Raw genomic sequence first — 20,447 nt, 5'->3', positions numbered from 1 at the left:
TTCTGGAAAACCGGATATTTCTGGCTGCGGCTCGAATTTTCAGCGAACTTGAGCGCTGAAAGGCACCCGAAAGACTATACTTTCGCAACAAGCGCCATGGTGTCTAACCCAAATTGATAGCTAGGAAGCAAAAGTTTTCTGCGGCACAGTCTGACCGTCGCTGAACGGCGGCTGACGAAAAGATGCTTCCGGTCCTGACGTGTGTTTGAAGACACCGGTCTCTTTTCAAGAAACAAGCAAGTGAAAAAGACGAGGCCACCGCGCTCCCCATCGGAGCGAGGAACGGATTTGTGCGCCGTTTTAACGAGTAGCGCACAAGGGCTGAATGACAAGAGCCCGGCTACGGGCCGATACCAAGCCGCAGATGATGCGTCATGAGTCCATCTGCAAACATCAATCTTCATACTATTCGGGGCAAGCGCGACAAAATCCCATTTGAGATGAGAGGGATTTCGAAAGCTGCTCCGAGCTTTTTCGGAGGAAATCGAAATGGGTTACAAGCCACAGCCTGCTGGCGACGACATCACCAAGATCGGCGCGCTTTCCGAGGGTTTTGCTAACACCTCGACCAACGACGCCGATGTCGACGACAGCAATGTCGGTACCGCGAACGGCGAAAACCGCAACAACGATTACAGCGACAACAGCACGGACAACAGCTCGCATGTTGATCTCGACGCTACGGTCGATCTGGCTGTTGGCAACGGTGACAATCGCGACAACGACTACGACTGGAGCTACGAAAGCAAGTCGTACAGCGACAACGACACCATCACCAAGACGACCACCATCAACGATAACGACACCGACTATGACTGGAGCTACAGCTCCAAGTCCTACAGCGACAACGACACCACTGTGCAGACGATTACGGAAACGGATACCAAGACGTTCTCCTACTCCGACAACGACACGTCAGTGGCGACGACCACCACCACCGGCAGCTTCAACTCGTCAGACAGCTACTACACGTCCGATGACGACTTCGGCAACGTTGGGGGTGTAGCGGATGTCGGCAATCTCGGCATCGCCGGCGGGGACCTCACCTTCAACCTGGGTGACGACTTCTCCTTCACCCTTGATGTCGACAACATCCTCAACAGCTCGCTCAATGGCGAAGGCAACGACACCGGCTTCAGCATGGTGCAGGCCAACCACCTGGCGGACCAGGATCAGGCCTGGGACGTCGACATGCAGAACGGTGGCGCTCAAAACCACCTCAGCGCCAATGCCGGCGACGCCTATGGTGCTGAAGGCATGGACGGCAATTGCTGGGACCTCAACGCCGGCGACGACGCAGCAGGTTCGAGCACGGCAGATGCATCGGCAATCCTGGCAAACTCCGGCTTCCATTTGGAACTGGTGCAGGGCGCCAACATGCTCTCCAACGCTGTTGACGTCACGATCACAGGCGGCAACTCCAGCGTTTCGGACGTTGGTGAAGATCACTCCTGATATCCACCCTTGGTGAAACGAACTGCACCGGCACGCGCCGGTGCAGTTTGCGGTTGATCGACCAGGTCAGGCAAATGACACACCGTCCTTGAGACAGGTGCGACAGCCTCTCCCCGTCCCTGCCGCAATGATCAGGGAGGGATCATCAATGCATATCGACAAGATTTCCGAAATGATCGCACATTTCATCGGACTGTTTGACACGGTTATCGATGAAGCGCGTCTCAGAGCCAATCTGACCGAAGGGCACGTTCGTGCCGCTCCGGACAGACTAGCGGCAGATGAAGCAGCGGGGCTGCCCGACAAGAATTATGACGTTCCGCTTCAGGACTACGAACCCGGCGTCAATTACCGGGCCGGCTATTACGATTTCGACTATGTCCGGCCGCACTTCGCGCGCGGCGTCGAACACGACAGCCAGCAACTCGCGAACAATGTTCCCGCTGACATGTCAGCCAGCAATTTCCGCTTCCCCGGCCGCACTTCATTTGAAGAAGAGCGCGAGTTGATGGTTCACACCGGTCCAGGCTCCGTCATCGGTCATCTTTCCCAGGTCAATATTCTTCAGGACGATGACTATTTGAACATGACGGATGGTCCGAATGTTGCACGCGACACCTCTTTCGTGACGCAACGGACCGTGGAATTCTATAACGAGGCGTCCGTCTTTACGCCGTTTTCCACCTTCCAGCGCGTCGATGGTTACGATGCCCTGCAGGTGCTGGCCAAATCCGCGCATGACTATATCGATCATGCCCGCGAAACCGGCGTATCCTCCCTCGGCACCGGCGCGGATCAGGATTTCGTTCTGGCCGGCCATGATATCAACGGCCTTTACATCAACGGAGAATTGGCCCAGGCCAAGCCGACGCTTGACGAACTCATGCCGGATCGGGGCATCGCCAAGCCCGCCGAGGCGCCTGAAAAAAGCGAGGTTTCACTGCACGAAGACAGCCCTGCCGGCAACAGCCTTGACGTTGCCGCCGGCGCCAATGTCGTCGCCAACATCGCCACGCTGATCAATACCGGCGTCATGACCTCCGTAACGGCTGTCATGGGCGATTATCACCAGATCGACGCGATCACTCAATCCTATGTCTATAGCGACCGGGACGAGATCGACTCTGTCTTCACGCGGTCCGGTGATCAGGCGGCCACCGCCGCCTATAACATCGCCAGTTTCGAGCGGACCGTTTTTCCGGGTGCCGAGAAGGATGCGGGCGGCGACGACAATGGCGAACCGCCGACATTTCCCACGGCGTGGCGCGTGAGTGTCCTGGAAGGCGACGTCTCCTTCGTTCACTGGATCGAACAATATCAATTCGTCAGCGACAACGACACGATGACGGTAACGACCTCGGGCGCCAGCGTCAGCCTGCTGACGGGCGGTAATGCGACACTCAACGTCGCCAATTTCCTCGGCATCGGCATGCAGTACGATCTTGTCATCGTCGGCGGTCATGTGCTCGACATGAACATCATCAGCCAGGTCGCCGTGCTTTACGACAATGACTGGGTTCGGGCCAATCCGGATGCCCCTGAGGGTGCCACCGTCCAGTCAAGCAACAACCTGCTCTGGAACGACGCCACAATCCACAATGTCGGCAGCAACGAACGTTTCGAGACGATGCCCGACTACATGAATCAGACAGTGACCGCGATCAACGAGCGCGACCCCAACATGCCGGACGGCTTGGCCCATGATGCTAATTTCGCCGGTTATCAGGGGCTCAACGTCCTCTACATCACCGGCAATCTCTACGATGTCAGCATCATCAAGCAGGTCAGTGTGCTCGGCGATTCCGACGATGTGACGCAGGCCGCGGCCAGGGTTATCGAGAACAACGAGGATGCGACCGTCCATATCGACACCGGCAGCAACGCCGTCGTCAATCTCGCACAGATCATCGATTACGACAGCTTCGGATCAACGACATATGTCGCCGGCGGCGTCTATTCCGACGCGATACTCATCCAGGGCGGCATTATCGAAAATGACATGTCGCAACCCCAGCACGGCCAGCTTGCAAACGAGGTCATCGCCTTTCTTCACGACGATCCGGCCACAATCGAAAACGAATCCGATGGCGTCATCAATGCCGGCCATGACCTGTCCTGGTCGAACGCGCATTCCGCCGACGTCATGCAGACGGTGACCGCGTAGCTCTGACTGGCGGGGCGGCATGCGCCCTCCGAAGTCGAACCGCAGACACCGTGAGAACACCGAGGGGACGGATAAAAATGGATCATATATCAAGAAAAACCATTGCCGATGGGCAATCGCTGGACCTGCCGCTTGATCAGGACGTGGAAGACAGCAAACTGACAGCCGCCTGCATTTCAGCCATCAACGAAGCCGTGGAAAACCTGCGCCATCTCTCCGGTTCAGACCAGGAATCAAGAGTGACATCAGCGCCCACTCAGTCCCCTCCCTCACAGGCTCTTTACCAGCCGCAGATAAAAGCGTCCCAGGCGGAGCAATTGCGGGATATTCCCTCGGCAAAACCAGCCCCGCAGCCAGACCGGCAACCCGCCTCCCCACCACAACCGCAGGCCAAGGTCGACAGTCCCGACCTGCCTTTCGTCAAGACCATCGACAATAATGTCGGTCCAATTCGTGAAAATGAACGCCGTGCGGCAACGGGTGGTGGCGGCAAAGAGCCAATAGAGAATGGCAACGGAGGTGGTGGTGGCGGCGGTGGAAGCCAGAGTGGCTTTCACAAGCGCAGCGAGCCGATCAACTTCGCCGCAAGCCTTGCCAAAGGCATCGCCGCGGTCCGGCGCAACATGGTGGTGGTGATGCTGTTCACCATCGCCATCAACATCCTGCTGCTCGCCATTCCTCTTTATCTGTTCCAGATTTCCGACCGCGTGCTGACCAGCCGCTCCATGGATACGCTCGTCATGCTGACGGTCGCGGTCCTCGGCGCTGTTCTGTTGCAGGCCTTCATGGATGCCATCCGCCGCTTCATTCTGATGCGCACCGCCGTTGAACTGGAAGTCCAGCTTGGGGCACCCATTCTATCGGCCGCTGCCCGCGCCTCACTGCACGGCAGCGGCAAGGATTATCAGATCCTCCAGGATCTTCAGCAACTGCGCGGCTTTCTGACATCGGGCACGCTGATTGCGTTTCTCGATGCACCGCTGATGCCGCTCTTCATCGTGGTGGTCTATCTCGTCCATCCACACCTCGGCATCATCATCATGGTCTGCTGCGCCGTCCTTTTTGGCATTGCCTGGCTCAACCAGCGTTTTACCGCACGGCAATTTGCCGAGGCATCCGGTTATGCCAGCCGCGCCAACTTTCACCTCGACTCCATGTCGCGCAATTCGCAGATCATCAATGCGCTCGCCATGATCCCCGAGGCGGTGAAGATGTGGGGCCGCGAGACCGCAGGCTCCCTCAAGTCGCATGTGGCGGCGCAGGACCGCAACATCATGTTCTCGGGTGTATCCAAGGCTGCCCGCATGATCACCCAGGTGGCGCTGCTTGGCTGGGGCGCGCATCTGTCGCTGTCGGGTGAGTTGACGGGCGGTATGGTGATCGCGGCTTCGATCATTTCCGGCCGCGCGCTTGCGCCCATCGAAGGCGCAATCGAAGGCTGGCACCAGTTCAACAAATCCGCAGCCTCCTACGGTCGCATCAAGCAGCTTCTGGTCAATTCGCCGCTGAACTTTCCTCGCCTTCGCCTCCCGAATCCCGAAGGGCGGCTCGATGTGGAGCGCATCCTCTTCGTGCCGCCGCCACAGAAAAAGGTGATCTTGAACGGCATTTCCTTTTCGCTGAAAAAAGGCGAGTCCCTGGCAATTATCGGCAACTCCGGCTCCGGCAAGACGACGCTCGGCAAAATGCTCGTGGGCTCCATCCTGCCGACATCCGGCAATGTGCGCCTTGACCTCATGGATCTGCGCAACTGGGACCAGCGGCAGTTCGGCGAAAGCATCGGTTACCTGCCGCAGGACGTGCAGCTTTTCCCTGGCACAATCAAGGCCAATATCTGCCGCATGCGTGACGATGTCGAGGACCGACAGATTTATGAAGCCGCTGTGCTGGCCGACGTACACGAGCTGATCGCTGGCTTTCCTCAAGGGTACGAGACCGTGGTTGCCGCCGATGGCGCACCGCTCTCCGGTGGCCAGAAGCAGCGCATCGCGCTTGCCCGCGCCTTCTTCGGCGATCCGAAATTCGTTGTGCTTGACGAGCCGAACTCCAATCTGGATACGGCTGGCGAACAGGCTCTGGCAAAAGCCCTGCTGCACGCCAAGAAGCAGGGCATTACGACCGTCACCATCACCCAACGTCCGGCGCTTCTGCAATGCGTCGACAAGATCATGGTGCTGAAGGACGGGTCCGTCGCCATGTTCGGTGAAAGATTGGATGTGCTGAAAGCGCTGTCCGGCAACGGCCGTCCGGGCAGCCAGTCCCCGCAGATCGAGGGTTGAGGATCGTCATGTTTAAGAAGAAGAATGCCGTCGCAGAGGTCAAACCGCAGGGTCAGCTGGAATGGTACAGCGAGGTTCCCCGCTCCATTCGCCTCCACAGTTCGATTGGCCTTGCCGTTTTGCTCGCCTCCTTTGGCGGCTTTGGCTACTGGGCGGGCACAGCTCCGCTGTCCTCCGCCATCATCGCACAGGGCAGCTTCGTCGCCACGGGCAACAACAAGGTTGTTCAGCATCTGGAAGGCGGCATCATCAAGGAAATGATGGTGAGCGAAGGCGACACGGTCAAGGTCGGCGATGTGCTTCTCACACTCGACAAAACGACCGCCCTTGCCAATGAGCGCATGCTGCAATTGCGCCGTCTGCGCCTCGAAACCATCGTCACGCGACTGCGCGCCGAAGCTCAGGGGGAAAAGAACTTCAAGGTTCCCGAGATCGTGATGAAGGAGGCGGGCGATCCCGATATCAAATCCATCATCCAAAGCCAGAACATCGTCTTTCACAGCAAGCTCGTAAAGCTGGAAGAGCAGCTGAACCTCATCAACAAGAACATAAAGTCACTTGAGTTTCGGTATGCAGGGTATGATGGGCAGAAGCAGTCTTTCGACCGGCAGCTGGCGCTTCTCACCCAGGAACGCGATTCCAAGGAGCGACTGGCCAAGGACGGCGTCATTCGCAAGACGGACATGCTGGCGCTCGAGCGCGCAATCGCCGATGCCATGGGCGATATCGCCCGTCTGACGGGGGAGATGAACCAGAGCGAAGCGGAGATCGCCAAATTCAAGCAGGAAGCCATCATCGCCGTCAACGCCAACAAGCAGGCGGCGCTGGATGCTCTTGAGACTGCGGAAGCCGATCTCGACAGCGTGCGCGAACAGGTACGCGGCGCCGCCGAAGTGCTGGAACGCACCGTCATCCGCTCCCCCGTCAACGGCACGGTCGTGCGCGCTTATTACCATACACCCGGCGGCGTCATCACGACGGGCAAGCCGATCATGGAAATCCTGCCGGCGCATGTTCCGCTGATCCTTGAAGCGCAGGTGCTCAGAACCTCCATCGACCAGCTGCATGAAGGCCAGACGGCAGCAATCCGCCTCTCGGCGCTGAACCGCCGCACCACGCCGGTTTTAAACGGCAAGGTCTTCTACGTGTCGGCCGACAGCATCGAAGAAAATGCCGGTCTCCAGGTGAAGGATGTCTACATCGTTCGCGTGCAAATCCCTGACGAAGAAATCGCCAAGGTCCATAATTTCCACCCCGTGCCCGGCATGCCGGCCGATGTCCTGATCCAGACGTCAGAGCGTACCTTCTTCGAATATCTGACGAAGCCGATCGCCGACAGCATGTCGCGCGCCTTCAAGGAAAGATGAATAAATTACAGCAGTGTAGACTGTCTTTCGGTGGTGCGTCGACCTATAATGACCTCCTCGGTGCCGGGCTCGGGAGAAGCAAAATGGCGGTAATGTCGGACGTATTGCTGCTGGTCGGCAGGTTGAATTACGTGTGGACCAACACCGAAAGCCTGATGATCTATCTGATCGTCCATCTCCTGAAAGTGGACAAGGAGGCCGCCATCGTCGTGTTCCTCACCCTCAATACCACGCGCGCGCGCATGGACCTGATTGAGCGACTGGCAAAGCTTCCCACCTCCGATGCAAAGGATCGCAAGACGATCCTGTCCATCATGGCACGCCTGAAGAAGGAAGCGAAAACGCGCAACAAATATAATCACTGCATTTATTCGTTCGACGAGAAAGGCGAAATCGCCAGCACGCAGCTGATGCGGTTGGTGGAAGATGACAGACAGGTGCGCTACGGCAAGGTAGAAAAGATGGACGAGAAGGAAATCGAGCACCTCGAAAAATCCATTGCCGACATCGTTGCGGTCAGTAAGGACATGTGGAGTTTCATCCACGCCAGCCCGCATGTCTCAGCGGATTATCTCTAGGCTTTTGTCTGTAGTCGCATGCCGATCGCCGGATGAAGCTCGCTACCCCGCGCTGCCCTTGCCGGAAGACACAGCTTGCCCGCCGCGAAATAGAGCAGGAATGAGCCTATCTGGTACGGGAAGATGATGTCGATCTCGACGAATGACCGGACGACAAACAGTGCGCAGATCGCAAACAGGATGAGGCCCTGCGGATCGCTCCTGCGCATCAGAACCGAGCGAAGATGCCCGAGCAGGGTTCCGTAGAGCACGATCGCGAGCAAAACCATGCCGACGAAGCCGTTTTCGACGACCGTTTCGATATAGGTATTATGGAAATGGAAACCGCTGCGGCCGGTGATGAAGAAATCATTCCAAAGCCGTTCTGCATCCGCAAAACCCACCACCCAGAAACCCTGATACCCGACACCCAGAATGGGATTCTGTTTTGCCGCCTCGATACCCTGCTGCCATAGATAGGTGCGGCCGGTCAGCGTCGAATCCTTGCCGAATATGCCGAGGATCGCGTCTAGCAGGCCAAACTGCAGGGACGCCACAGCCAAGAGAGCGCCGAGACCGCCGAGCGCAAAAAACGTGATCTTGCGGTTGGCAGGGGACAGCATGCCCATCGGAATGAAACCGACGATGAGGGCGACCACAGCCGCCGTGGTGATGGCTGATGTCGCAGACTGCGACGCCACCAAACTATAGGCAGACAACAGGCCCGCAACTCCGGCAATCGGCAACCAAATGCCTCGCTGCTTCAGAACCAACACGGAGGATGCGGCGAAGATGACGCCAAGCGACGCATAAAAGCCGAGCTGGTTCTTAGAGGAGAAAGCACCAACGAAACTATAGGTGCCGTCAAGCGCATCGAAGAGATAGATGCCGAAGAGAAGCGAATAAAGCAGCACAAGGGCGATGCCGATGAGCGCACCCCGTGTCATCGTCCGTATGGAAATTACCCGCATGGCGATGAGCGCGCAGACGATATGCGTCATATATTGGATTGAAGCGCGCATGGTCACGGAGACCGCCTCTGACCAGAAGCTCGACAGGACGGTGAGGATGCCGAAAGCGAATATCCATAAGTAGCGCGGATAATTGCCAAGCACCCGCCGGTAATCTACGAGCACAAGCGGCAGCCACAGGCCATAATAGGCCAGAACCGAAACCATTCCGAAGCGCGACGAATAAGCGAAAACGAAGAATGACAGCGCGATGGCCGCCATTCCGTAGATCTCGTTGCGTTCAGGGTCGATCAGGGCCGATTTGGCAATCCGCATGAAGACCTCACTGCATCAGGATTTCAGACGAAACCTTGATGACATCCCCGGGCTGAAGTAAGGCGTTTTCATCCACTTTCAGCTCTTTCGGCGTGCCGTTTTCCTCACGGACGACGACGTAAGAGATGGTGGCGGACTTGCCCGACGGGTCGAAACGGATCGCTTCTGCCGACTGCGCGAGCGCCTCCGACATCAATTCCCGGCTGGTGGTGAGCTGCAGATTGAGCTTGTCGAGTTCGGCTTCCGTGTCCTGCAATTCCTTGGAGCGCTGCGCCACCCAGTCATTGCGCAGGTTGATCTCATCCTGAGTCGCCTTGTTGATATCCTGCTTGGCGCGCAGCGACTGCGTGTCGATATCAAGCAGCGTGGATTCGACCTCGGCCGCGCGCTCTTCCGCGGAAATACGGCGCTGCGACAGTGCCAATCCCTGCTCGTTCAGCCGGTTGACGCGATCGCGGTCCTCGTTGGCAAGCTGAAGCTGGCGGTTCTGGGTTTCGGATTTTTTCTTCAGGGATTCGACCTCACTCTGCAACAGCGCATGCAGGTCGGTCAGGGCCTTGAGCTGCAGGGTGTAACGCTCGGTTCGAGACTTCATCAGTGCGCTTTCGCTGGCAAGGAGAGTATCGATCTCGGCAATTTTCTCCATCTCCGGCGTCTTGGTGATCGACTGATCGCCCTTGACCTCGGCAATCAAGCGCGCCTGACGCGCCAGCAACCTTGCCCGCTGGTTGTCATAAACGGCGGCATCACCGCGCGCATTGATGAAGTCGCGTGCAAAGCGCTGCCCCGCATCGGACCGTCGCAACCCGCCAGCCAGGCTGACAGCCTTGAGAACGGTGATATTGGGGGCATAGGGGTACTCACCCGGCGTCTGCACGTCACCGCTCAAAAAGATCGGCCGGAACTGCGCGATCTCGACGGAGGCGGAAGGCAGGTTGCGCAGGGCAAACTTGCTTTGAAGCTGGGCGCCGATCTCTTCGCTGACCTCGGACGGCGTTTTGCCTGCGACGTCGAGCTGACCGATGAAGGGCAACGACAGTGAGCCGGATGGTCCAACGGAATAATCACCGTTGATCACATCCCAGTTCCGGATACTGCCATCCGCCGGTTGCCATTCAGCGACACGGATGCGCAGCTTGTCGGCGGTGCCGAGTTTATATTGGGCGCCGTCCGCAGCCGAGGCGGAAAGCGGCGCGGAAAAGGCAACGGAGGCCGCGAGAAGGAGAGCCACAAACGAGCGATGGGCGGGGCGGCGGGCGGCAGAAAAGCCGTTCATCGGGAAACTCCCTGTTAGCGGATCGCCTTACCGGCGATCAGGCCGTCGCGCGACCCGCGGGCCGCGCCGCAAAAGCGGCCGATACGATTAGCACCAATAACGCACCCAAGGACCGGACTTGGGATCCCGGTCAGGGTGCGCGTCGAAACGAAGATCGATAAAGCCGAACTCAATATCGGTATTCAGTAGCTTCCGCGTGACAGGCACACGGCGGGGATCGTCTTGACGATAATGAACACATCCTGGCGCATGGACCAGTTCTGTACATACTGCGTATCGAAGGCGACGCGGGTCTTGTAGGACACGTCGTTGCGGCCGCTGATCTGCCACAGGCCGGTGAGACCCGGACGGGTGCTCAGGTAATAGGCGGCAGCATTTTCGTAGTAGCTGAGTTCCTCATCCACGACAGGACGCGGACCGACGACACTCATTTCCCCACGAATGATGTTCAGGAGCTGCGGCAGTTCGTCGAGCGAGAGCTTGCGCAGAACGGCACCGACGGCCGTGACGCGCGGATCGTTCTTGAGTTTTCGGGTCGCACGCCATTCCTCGGCGGCTTCCGGATTGGCGGCAAGATATTGCCGCAGGATCTCATCACCGTTCATCGCCATCGTCCTGAATTTCAGGCAATGGAAATAACGGCCATTATGGCCCACACGACGGTGGCCATAAAAGATCGGGCCAGGATCAGACAATTTCACCAGCACTGCGATCAACAGGAATATCGGGCTGAAGATAAGCAGCGCAAGTGCAGCAGACGTCACATCGAAGCTGCGTTTTGCGATGCCTCCGATAGGGAAACTGACATCGAAATCTTCGGAGCTGCTGAGTGTCTGTTCAGCCGATTGGGTCGCGGACTTCATAGAGAGAACTCCATTTATGTTTTGCGATTGGTCGGTGCCCGGAGGCGCGTCTTTCCGTCTTAAGGAGATAACAAGTGTGTGTTCGGAATTTGATGCTAATGGATTTTTTGTAAGGCACATTGGCCATCACCGTCTATGCGATTTCTTGCGCAAGCGGCCGATCAACGTTCGGGCAATATTAACGGTTGCATAAAAAAGAAACAAATGTGTCGACGGCCATGTGTTCAGAGCATGGGTGTCGCCTGAACATGTATTGGATTTTGTGCGGTCAGCGGTCTGTTCTTATGTGTTTCTTATGACTTGGCGCGACGGGACAGAAACGATAAGAACAGCCAAGGATCTGGTGAACTATTAAATTTTTTTGCGCCGCAGCAAGATTGTGGCAATGCATATAAAATTTGACATATCGTCGCGCTGTTTTTTGTACGATACCGTGCTTTGAACAAGAAAAAGCGATGGAAAAATCGCTAAAGCGCAGCAAACGCGGCAAAACCGTGGCGAAATACCGCGGTTTCCTCATAGCAGCCGCGCGCTAATCGCATAGCTCAAGGCGCTTTTTTTACCGCGGCGGGGCCTCGCGGCCTGCCATTCGCAGATTTTGGGGCAAAAGTCCGCGGGAATCAGAAGGTCGGAGGCGTGCACGCGCTGATGACTTCGCATGGAACCGGACCGACACAGCGAAAGCGGTGAGGCCTTCGGCTTTCGAAATAATAGGCATCGCCTGGCCCGAGCACGCGCCTTTCCTCGTCGACAGTCACCTCCAGCCGCCCGGAGAGGATGATACCGCCCTCTTCGCCATCATGAACCAAAGGCACCTTGCCGGTATCGGCGCCGGGCTGATAACATTCCTTCAGTATTTGCAGGCTTCGGCCGAAGACATTGTCACCCACCTGCCGGAAGGAAATCGGACCCTTGCCGATTTCGACGAGCTCATCCGCCCGGTAGAACGCCTTGCGGCTTGTTTCGGGCTCGAAGGCGAAAAACTCGGCAAGGCCGATCGGTATTCCATCTAGGATGCGCTTCAACGCTCCGACAGATGGGTTGGAGGTGTTGGATTCGATCAGCGAAATGGTTGAATTTGTGACCCCGGCGCGTCTTGCGAGCTCCCTCTGGGAGATATTGTGGCGAAGCCTCAAATGACGCAAACGTCCACCGATATCCACCGACATGCCTGCTCTCCCGTTGCCCTTGTTCGAAATATCGAAAACATGCCTTCAGGCGAAGAGCAATATCAATAGCTTGGGCACGAATAGAAAAGGGCTTGTTCCGTCGCCAAAATAGCTTTCAATCGCGGCCACGAACAGGAGACTATCATGGACAACCCGAGCCGATCCAATTCCACCTCTCTCGACAGCTACTGGATGCCGTTCACTGCCAACCGGCAGTTCAAGGCAAATCCTCGCCTGCTGACCAGCGCCGAAGGCATGTATTACACCAGCAACGACGGCCGTCAGGTTCTGGACGGCACCGCTGGTCTGTGGTGCGTCAATGCCGGCCACGGTCGCCACCAGATAGCGTCCGCGGTCAAGCACCAGCTTTCGACGATGGATTATGCGCCTTCTTTCCAGATGGGCCACCCGATCGCCTTTGAATTTGCCGAACGGCTGGCGGAAATCGCGCCCGGGCCGGAAGGGGCGAAACTGGACCGTGTCTTCTACACCGGCTCTGGATCGGAATCCGTCGATACAGCCCTGAAGATCGCCATCGCCTATCAGCGCGCTATCGGACAGGGCACGCGGACGCGTCTCATTGGTCGGGAGCGCGGTTACCACGGCGTTGGTTTTGGCGGCATCTCGGTGGGTGGCCTCGTTAACAACCGTCGCGTCTTCCCGCAAATCCCCGCCGACCATCTGCGACACACCCACGATCTCGCGAAGAACAGCTTCGTCAAAGGTCAACCCGAGCACGGCGCAGAGCTTGCGGACGATCTGGAACGGTTGGTCGCCCTGCATGGGGCCGAAACGATCGCTGCCTGCATCGTTGAGCCCGTGGCCGGCTCGACCGGCGTGCTTGTGCCACCGAAGGGTTACCTCGAACGCCTGCGGGCCATCTGCGACAAGCACGGCATCCTTCTGATTTTCGATGAAGTCATTACCGGTTTCGGCCGCATGGGCTCGACCTTCGCCACGAACTATTTCGGCGTTACCCCCGATATCGTCACCACGGCCAAAGGCCTGACCAATGGCGCGATCCCGATGGGTGCGGTCTTTACCAGCCGCAAGGTGCATGACGCCTTGATGCATGGGCCGGAAAACCAGATCGAGCTTTTCCATGGCTACACCTACTCCGGTCACCCGGTGGCCTGCGCCGCCGGCATCGCCACACTTGATATCTATCGCGACGAAGGTCTCTTCACCCGCGCTGCCGAACTGCAGGATGCCTGGCACGACGCCATCCACTCGCTGAAGGACCTGCCCAATGTGATCGACATTCGCACCATCGGCTTCATCGCCGGCATCGAGTTGCAGCCACGTGACGGTGCTGCGGGCGCGCGCGCCTATGATGTCTTTGTGGATTGCTTCGAGCGTGGCCTGCTGATCCGCGTGACCGGCGACATCATCGCTCTGTCGCCGCCGCTCATCGCCGAAAAATCCCATTTCGACGATATCGTCTCCATCTTGGGTGAAGCGCTCAAACGGGCGCAGTGAAATTACTGATCACTAATAAAGAAAAGGCTGCAATATATTTTGCAGCCTTTTTTGACTACCATCAAGCCTGGAACAAATAGAGCATTCATTAAACATATTCTATTATCGTCTTGCAGTATAACAACTGCGTGGGAACACCCTTATGGCTTCGATTCAAAGCAAAATCATATTGGCGAGCATTGCAATATTCTCCATCACCGGCAGCGCCGCCGGTATCGGCATATGGTCAGCGGCTAAGCTGAACAGTAACAGCGAATATGTCGGCCTTTCCGCCGATGTCCTGCGCAACCACATGCAGGCAGACATGATGCATGACGCGCTGCGCTCTGATGTACTTGCCGCCATCCTTTCCTCCGATGCCCGGATGAATCTCGACCTCAAGGACGTCAAGGCCGATCTTGACGAGCATGAAGCCAGCTTCCGCGAGGCGATCGAAGCCAATAAGTCGTTATCATCAGGCACCGATGTCAAAGCCGTTATCGACAGCGTCGAAAAACCGCTTCTCGCTTATATGGATGCAGCCGATGCAGTCGTGGCGCTCGCAGGTACCGATCAGGAAGGGGCCATCAAACTGGTGCCCGAATTCATGCGGCAATTCTCCGCGCTGGAAAAAGCGATGGAAACCGCAGGCGACCAGATTCAGGCTCTTTCCGACGCCGCCTCGGCCAAAAGCGAAAAGACAAAGGCGACGATCGATCTCGTCCTGAAAGGGCTTTTGGTCGCTGCAGCCATGTTCTGTGGCGCGCTTTTCCTTCTCACCCGCAAATCGGTTATCCGTCCGATCCTGCAATTGGCAAAGAACATGGAGAGCCTGGCGGGCGGCGATACGTCACAGCCGCCGTCCGGCATTGATCGCAAGGATGAGATTGGCTCAATGTCCGGTGCGGTCGAAATCTTCCGGCAGTCGGCGATCACAAATCGCGCCCTCGAGGAACAGGCTGCAGCAGCGCGTCTACAGGCGGAAGCTGATCAGGAAGCCGCCCGCCGGCAGGCTGAAGAAGACGCCTCGGAAAGACTGCGTATCGCTACGTCCGGTCTTGCGGCTGGCTTGAAACGGCTGGCTTCGGGAGATCTGGCGTTTCAGCTCGATGACGCCTTCGCGCCGCAGTTCGAGGCGCTGCGCCATGATTTCAACAGCTCTGTCAGGCAACTGGCGGAAACACTTACCGCCATATCAAATGGCGTCGGCACGATAGACGGTAGCAGCCGCGAAATTGCAGCCGGCGCCGGCGATCTTTCGCGCCGCACGGAAAGTCAGGCGGCTTCCCTCGAGCAGACTGCGGCTGCGCTGGATGAGATCACCGTCAACGTCTCGAACGCCAACAAACGCGCCATCGAGGCGCGCCTGGCTGCAACCGACGCCAATGAGAGCGCGCTGAAATCGGTCGAAGTGGTAAGCCATGCCGAAGAAGCAATGCGGCGCATCGAAGCCTCGTCTCAGCAGATAACCGGCATCATTTCCGTTATCGATGAAATCGCTTTCCAAACCAATCTACTGGCGTTGAACGCGGGGGTGGAAGCCGCCCGCGCTGGCGAGAGCGGCAAGGGTTTTGCGGTCGTCGCGCAAGAAGTGCGCGATCTCGCCCAGCGGTCGGCAAAGGCTGCAAACGAAATCCGTGACCATATCCGCCAGTCCTCGGCCGAGGTTGAAAACGGCGTGAAGCTCGTTCTCAATACCGGCACCGCCCTGAAGGATATCGGTGAGCGCATCGCGGGCATTGACCGCCACATGAACGCCATCGCTACATCGGCCAGCGAGCAAACGACCGGTCTTGCGGAAATCAACGCGGCGGTGAATTCGATGGACCACGCGACGCAGCAGAATGCGGCTATGGTCGAACAGTCCACAGCTGCTTCAGCGACGCTCGCGGCTGAAACGGCGAAGCTGCGCTCCCTAGTGTCTCGCTTCCGTCTGGAAATGGAAAAGGACAATACCCGAGCCCGCCGGGTCGCTTAATAGCGAAAGCAACATGGCAGACTTTTCGCTATCCGATACCGGGCGCAACTCACGGCGTATCCGCGCCGTGAGTTGACGTTCTGAAGATCAATAAGCCTGTACCGGCTGCGACAACCCGTCGCCGATGACGCCGTTACCGTACTGCGCCACGGGCACGCCTTCCTGGCCGATTGGAACGCCCTGCTGGGCCGGGCCGAGAGATGTCACGACAATCGGCGTGCCGGCGGGAACGCGGTTGTAGAGATCGACGATATCCTGGTTCAGCAGGCGGACGCAGCCCGATGACACCGACTTGCCGATGGTCCACCATTCGGGCGAGCCGTGCAGGCGGTAGATCGTATCCTTGCCATCCTTGAAAATATAAAGCGCACGCGCGCCGAGCGGGTTCTTCAGCCCCGGCTCCATACCGCCGTTGCGGCTGCTATAGGGTTCGAGCTCCGGCTGGCGTGCAACCATCTCATCCGGCGGGGTCCAGCGGGGCCATTCGCGCTTGTACTGGATCACGCCGCGGCCGGACCATTCAAAGCCGGCACGACCAAGACCAACGCCGTATCGCATCGCCTGTCCGTTTTCATAGGTCAGGTAAAGGAAGTGGTTGGCGGTATCGACAACGATCACGCCGGGACGCTCGCCTGTCGGGTTTGCAACCATCTGGCGCAGAAACTGTCGTGGAATGCGCTTGTAGGGGATTTCCGGAAGAGGAAACTGCTCATCCGGCTTTGGACCATACATCAGCGCATACATGGGATCATCGGCGGGAGCAGCAGGCTTTGCTACTTCGCGCGCCGTGGTGTTGCAACCGGCAAGGCCGGCAAGGGCCAATCCACCGGCTCCAAGCAGGAAGCCCCGCCGGGTCGTCGTCGTTTCGTTCAATTGAAAAACCTCATTAACGTCATCTCACGCTGGCAAAGGGGTCTGCCAGCGCCGCCTCGGGGCGGCTGATTGGGTACTTTGTGCCGGAAACCTGAGACGCCATGGCTTTGGCGCCATTGGATTTCAAGATTGCCCGGAAGCTTGGATGCATGCCGCCGTCTACATACGCGCTGAGGGGGGCGGAAGTTCCCTCGCTCATCGCGGCGGCAAGTTTTTGTTGCTCCAGCGCCAGTTTCGAGGCCACTTCCGGCTCCGGCTGATTGACGACAGGTGGGCAGGCAGCGAGCGGATCGGCAGGCTCACCTCCCGCAAATTCGCTGTTAAAGACATAACGGCGTCCGCATACGGACACCTTGGGCTGGCGGCGCGTGACCTCGAAATAGTCGTAGCCCTCTTTGAGCGTCTTCCAGAAAGACATATTTGGGTCGTCCCGATGCGCCACCATGTTCCGTGCCGTCATGCGGAAGGGGTAGGCCTGAACCTGGAAGCGATCCTGGCCGCCCTGAAGCGCCCGCGCCACGATGGCGTAAATCTCGCCTACTTGGCTGTCCGTCATGGCGTAGCAGCCGGAAGAGGAGCAGGCGCCGTGGACCATCAAAGCCTCGCCCGTGTAGCCGAGGCCCGCTTCCAGCCGGTTCGGGTAACCCAGGTTAAACGAGACGTAGTATTGGGAGTTCGGATTGAGCATGCCCGCGGAAACATGATAGAAACCTTCAGGTGCCTGCCGGTCGCCGGTTTTCGTCTTGGGGCCAAGTTTGCCGGACCAGCGGCACATGGGGTAGGTCTTCAGCAGCGCATAGTTGCCCGTCTTGTCCACCTTCCAAACTTCGAGTTCGCTTTCCTGCTTGAAAATGCGAACGAGGACAGGGCTTTCCGGGCGCATGCTCTTGGCCGACATCTGCGCCATCATTTTTGACGACAGCTTAGGCGGATCTTTTTTGACGCTATCGAGTCCCATCGAGGTGCATGCGGCAAGGCTGCCTCCGATCGCAACGACCGCAGCCATTCGTGCTCCCGCCCTCACCTTTTGCCGTAACCCCGCAGCTGCGAAAGTCAGCAACGTCTGGATGCTCATGGATCTCTCTACCCGCCTGATTTGCCCGCCTTTGCGGCAGAGGCTTAACTACCGAAGGTGGCCACAACACGGCAACCTCGCAATGGACAAAGTCTCGTGAAGAGACGTTACCCATTCGTTAATCATGGGCACACAAGGCCGTGAGGGTAGCTTCCAAAGGCGCAAGCAGCGGCCGGGGTCACCTCAGGAGACCCTGCCCGCCATCGATCCAGACCGGCGTGCCGGTAATATGGCGCGATGCATCGGACGCCAGAAATTCGATCAGGTCGGCAACATCCTCGCTCGTCCCCGCGACACCACCCGTCACCGGAATGTCCCCTTCCGGGAAGCGGACCGGCACCTCGGTCTTTTCGCGGGCGCGGATATCGGTATTTTCGTCGATCGAGGTCTTGATAGCACCCGGACATACGGCATTGACGCGTATCCGGTGTCGCCCAAGCTCCAGCGCCAGTTGCTGCGTCATGGCCACCTGCCCGGCCTTGGTGACGGAATATGCAGTTGCCCCCGGCGATGTGAACGTGCGCGTACCATTGATGGATGAGACGATGATGATCGAGCCTCCGCCTGCGGCCTTCAGATGCGGCACGCTGGCATGGATCGTCAGGTAAGTGCCGCGCAGATTGATGCGGATCGTATCGTCCCATTCGGAAGGCTTCAATTCATCGATCGGCGCCCAGACACCGTTCACACCCGCATTGGCGACGACGACGTCTATTCGGCCGAACTCTCCAGCCAGCGATTCGATAGCAACCCGCATCGCCTCCTCATCGGACACATCAGCGACGAGTATTTTGGCGGGCGCGTCCCCCATCTCCGCCGCGACATCCTGCAGCTCACTTTCGGTGCGCCCGAGAAGGCCGAGCGCAAACCCCGCGGCAGATAGTTGAATGGCGGCGGCGCGCCCGATCCCGGAGCCGGCACCTGTGACGAGAGCAACTTTGCGGTCAGCCACGATCAATATCCTCCCTTTGCCGATGCGATGGACGTGACGGTTGCCGACGCTGGCTTGCCCACTGGGAGACTGGCTCCTTCCTCCACAATCCCGCGATCTTTCGCTTCGCACGCGCTTTCCTGAGCTTCTGGGGCCTCGCCCTGTACAGTGCTCAACGCGGAGAACTGAGAGGGAGCGTCCGTTCCGTGACGCGTTCCGAAAGCCGTAAGCTGAACCAGCAATGCACTTGCGCGCCGCATCGCTTCCACGTCATCGATATCATGCAGACCATCGGCAAGACGCACGGACACATGATCGCCATCGCTACCGACGAACTCGACGGAGGTGGCGCCGTTATTGCGTTTTACATGGGTCGTGGATAGTTGCATGAAGTGCCCTCCGGTTGGCGATCAGCAACGAAAGTCGATGCTGGAAACGATAAATATATGATTTCAAAACAATTCAGGGCGGCAGGGGTTCCCGATGAATGATGCCTTCGGTGCGGAATTGCAGGAGCGTTTTTTTGAGCGCGATGCCGTAGAAGTGGCGCGCGACCTCGTCGGCGCAGAGTTTCGCGTCGGCAATGTCGGCGGCATGATCGTTGAAACGGAAGCCTATCACCCGGATGACCCGGCCTCGCACAGCTTTAACGGTCAAACACCGCGAAACAAGGCAATGTTCGGCCCGGCTGGGCATCTCTATGTGTATCGCTCCTACGGCATCCATTGGTGCGCCAACTTCGTATGCGCCCCCGGATCTGCGGTGCTTCTGCGTGCCATCGAGCCAACAGCGGGTATGGAAATGATGAAAGTCAGGCGCGGAACAGACAAGCTCAAGCTCCTCTGTTCGGGCCCCGGCAGACTTTGCCAGGCATTGGCGATTACGGGGGATATGGACGGGATGCCACTTCAAGCGCCACCGTTTTTGCTGCGCCTCGCGAAGGAAGCCGCCGCGGTCTCAAGTGGCAGACGCATCGGCATCAGCCGCGCAGTCGACTATCCTTGGCGCTTTGGCCTTAGGGGCTCTGCCTTCGTCAGCAAGAAATTTGACGATGTCACCGGGTGACAGACGAAAACACCTTCGGCGGATCGTCATTTTCGTCAGGATTTGGATTGGGCAACTCATCCGGCAGCCTGTCCGGCTCGGGCTCCTTGACCGGAGGAATGTCCGGCTGCGGCGGTACCGGCACTGGCTGATCCGGATAGGGCTCAACGGGAATGGTGGTCATCGCGGTCTCCTGACAAACGCAATTCCCCTTGAAGCGAATTGCGGTTTGGTTTTCGGGAGGCGGCAGTTGCCATCTCCAATCGGGCGGCACAACCTCCAATTTGCCCACCGGTCACATGCCGGTAAGGTCCCTTGGGTTCTGTTGCGCCGCCCAGGGGTCTAACAGGAAACGTCGGAACGACAGCTCCGTTCCGTGTGATAGGGAAGTTTCTGACTTTGCTCAGGCGAAGCCAAGCGCGCTGCGGGAGACATTGCGATCATCGCAATAATCTCTGGAATGGGCTTCGTGCCCATGTTCCCGCGCTGTAGAAACTGTCAGTTCCGGGCTCGAAACGTTGAGAAATGCGTCCGCATAAGTCCCGGTTGCTTCAACGTCATCGATGACGGGCTGCTGTTGCGGTTTTAGAAATTCAAACATCTATCATCCTCCCTCAACACGTCCCCTCAACGCGCCGGCACGGGTCCTGTTCCATCAAGCCCGCTGCATTT

18 protein-coding genes are annotated in these 20,447 nt (G+C 58.1%); 8 read left to right on the top strand and 10 right to left on the bottom strand.

Annotation, left to right across the window (positions count from 1 at the left end):
- Nucleotides 1-489 precede the first annotated feature (489 nt).
- From FS804_RS16100 to FS804_RS16080, 5 genes are all read left to right on the top strand, one after another.
- Nucleotides 490-1,455 (top strand): fibrinogen-binding protein, encoded by a 966-nt coding sequence (locus FS804_RS16100; protein WP_144577702.1) that lies wholly within the window; start codon nt 490-492, stop codon nt 1,453-1,455.
- A gap of 148 nt (nt 1,456-1,603) precedes the next feature.
- Nucleotides 1,604-3,619 carry a hypothetical protein gene (locus FS804_RS16095; RefSeq protein ID WP_144577700.1) on the top strand — a complete coding sequence of 672 codons (2,016 nt, stop codon included), beginning with the start codon at nt 1,604-1,606 and terminating at the stop codon, nt 3,617-3,619.
- Between the two features lie 77 nt (nt 3,620-3,696).
- Nucleotides 3,697-5,898: a type I secretion system permease/ATPase gene (locus FS804_RS16090; protein WP_144577698.1), complete on the top strand. Its 2,202-nt coding sequence runs from the start codon at nt 3,697-3,699 to the stop codon at nt 5,896-5,898.
- 8 nt (nt 5,899-5,906) lie between these two features.
- Nucleotides 5,907-7,265 carry an HlyD family type I secretion periplasmic adaptor subunit gene (locus FS804_RS16085; RefSeq protein WP_063950050.1) on the top strand — a complete coding sequence of 453 codons (1,359 nt, stop codon included), beginning with the start codon at nt 5,907-5,909 and terminating at the stop codon, nt 7,263-7,265.
- Between the two features lie 83 nt (nt 7,266-7,348).
- Nucleotides 7,349-7,843, top strand: coding sequence for a hypothetical protein (locus FS804_RS16080; protein ID WP_144577696.1), 495 nt, complete (start codon nt 7,349-7,351; stop codon nt 7,841-7,843).
- On the opposite strand, the gene FS804_RS16075 is transcribed toward FS804_RS16080, so the two are convergent.
- The 4 genes from FS804_RS16075 to FS804_RS16060 all read right to left on the bottom strand — a co-directional run bounded on the left by FS804_RS16075 (nt 7,840) and on the right by FS804_RS16060 (nt 12,416).
- The gene (locus tag FS804_RS16075; protein WP_144577695.1) at nt 7,840-9,108 is read right to left on the bottom strand and encodes an O-antigen ligase; all 1,269 of its coding nucleotides are present in this window, start codon (nt 9,106-9,108) and stop codon (nt 7,840-7,842) included. The two genes, FS804_RS16080 and FS804_RS16075, sit on opposite strands and share 4 nt — an antisense overlap.
- 7 nt (nt 9,109-9,115) lie before the next feature.
- Nucleotides 9,116-10,384: a polysaccharide biosynthesis/export family protein gene (locus tag FS804_RS16070; RefSeq protein ID WP_063950053.1), complete on the bottom strand. Its 1,269-nt coding sequence runs from the start codon at nt 10,382-10,384 to the stop codon at nt 9,116-9,118.
- Nucleotides 10,385-10,566: 182 nt separating this feature from the next.
- Nucleotides 10,567-11,247, bottom strand: a complete 681-nt coding sequence (locus FS804_RS16065; protein ID WP_063950054.1) for a sugar transferase — start codon at nt 11,245-11,247, stop codon at nt 10,567-10,569.
- 620 nt (nt 11,248-11,867) lie between these two features.
- Complete coding sequence (locus tag FS804_RS16060; RefSeq protein ID WP_003500658.1) at nt 11,868-12,416, bottom strand: cupin domain-containing protein; 549 nt, start codon at nt 12,414-12,416, stop codon at nt 11,868-11,870.
- A 144-nt stretch (nt 12,417-12,560) separates the two neighbouring features.
- Between FS804_RS16060 and FS804_RS16055 the strand changes: the two genes are divergently transcribed.
- Nucleotides 12,561-13,895, top strand: a complete 1,335-nt coding sequence (locus FS804_RS16055; RefSeq protein WP_144577692.1) for an aspartate aminotransferase family protein — start codon at nt 12,561-12,563, stop codon at nt 13,893-13,895.
- 142 nt (nt 13,896-14,037) lie between these two features.
- The gene (locus FS804_RS16050; protein ID WP_144577690.1) at nt 14,038-15,852 is read left to right on the top strand and encodes a methyl-accepting chemotaxis protein; all 1,815 of its coding nucleotides are present in this window, start codon (nt 14,038-14,040) and stop codon (nt 15,850-15,852) included.
- 87 nt (nt 15,853-15,939) lie between these two features.
- On the opposite strand, the gene FS804_RS16045 is transcribed toward FS804_RS16050, so the two are convergent.
- The 4 genes from FS804_RS16045 to FS804_RS16030 all read right to left on the bottom strand — a co-directional run bounded on the left by FS804_RS16045 (nt 15,940) and on the right by FS804_RS16030 (nt 19,120).
- Nucleotides 15,940-16,725, bottom strand: a complete 786-nt coding sequence (locus tag FS804_RS16045) for a L,D-transpeptidase (protein ID WP_063950057.1) — start codon at nt 16,723-16,725, stop codon at nt 15,940-15,942.
- Between the two features lie 19 nt (nt 16,726-16,744).
- The gene (locus FS804_RS16040) at nt 16,745-17,731 is read right to left on the bottom strand and encodes a murein L,D-transpeptidase family protein (protein ID WP_144577688.1); all 987 of its coding nucleotides are present in this window, start codon (nt 17,729-17,731) and stop codon (nt 16,745-16,747) included.
- Between the two features lie 247 nt (nt 17,732-17,978).
- Nucleotides 17,979-18,752, bottom strand: coding sequence for an SDR family oxidoreductase (locus tag FS804_RS16035; protein ID WP_371417885.1), 774 nt, complete (start codon nt 18,750-18,752; stop codon nt 17,979-17,981).
- A 2-nt stretch (nt 18,753-18,754) separates the two neighbouring features.
- Nucleotides 18,755-19,120, bottom strand: coding sequence for a hypothetical protein (locus FS804_RS16030; protein ID WP_077224913.1), 366 nt, complete (start codon nt 19,118-19,120; stop codon nt 18,755-18,757).
- Between the two features lie 94 nt (nt 19,121-19,214).
- Between FS804_RS16030 and FS804_RS16025 the strand changes: the two genes are divergently transcribed.
- Nucleotides 19,215-19,796 carry a DNA-3-methyladenine glycosylase gene (locus tag FS804_RS16025; protein ID WP_063950060.1) on the top strand — a complete coding sequence of 194 codons (582 nt, stop codon included), beginning with the start codon at nt 19,215-19,217 and terminating at the stop codon, nt 19,794-19,796.
- Here FS804_RS16025 and FS804_RS16020 read toward each other — a convergent pair.
- On the bottom strand, nt 19,786-19,959 hold the full coding sequence (locus FS804_RS16020; protein ID WP_077224914.1) for a hypothetical protein: 174 nt from the start codon (nt 19,957-19,959) through the stop codon (nt 19,786-19,788). The two genes, FS804_RS16025 and FS804_RS16020, sit on opposite strands and share 11 nt — an antisense overlap.
- A 219-nt stretch (nt 19,960-20,178) precedes the next feature.
- The gene (locus FS804_RS16015; protein ID WP_144577686.1) at nt 20,179-20,376 is read right to left on the bottom strand and encodes a hypothetical protein; all 198 of its coding nucleotides are present in this window, start codon (nt 20,374-20,376) and stop codon (nt 20,179-20,181) included.
- Between the last annotated feature and the right edge of the window lie 71 nt (nt 20,377-20,447).

The sequence above is a fragment of the Agrobacterium sp. DE0009 genome, from assembly GCF_007680755.1.
Lineage (GTDB): Bacteria > Pseudomonadota > Alphaproteobacteria > Rhizobiales > Rhizobiaceae > Agrobacterium > Agrobacterium tumefaciens_B.
This window is presented reverse-complemented; position numbering and strand designations above follow the sequence as displayed.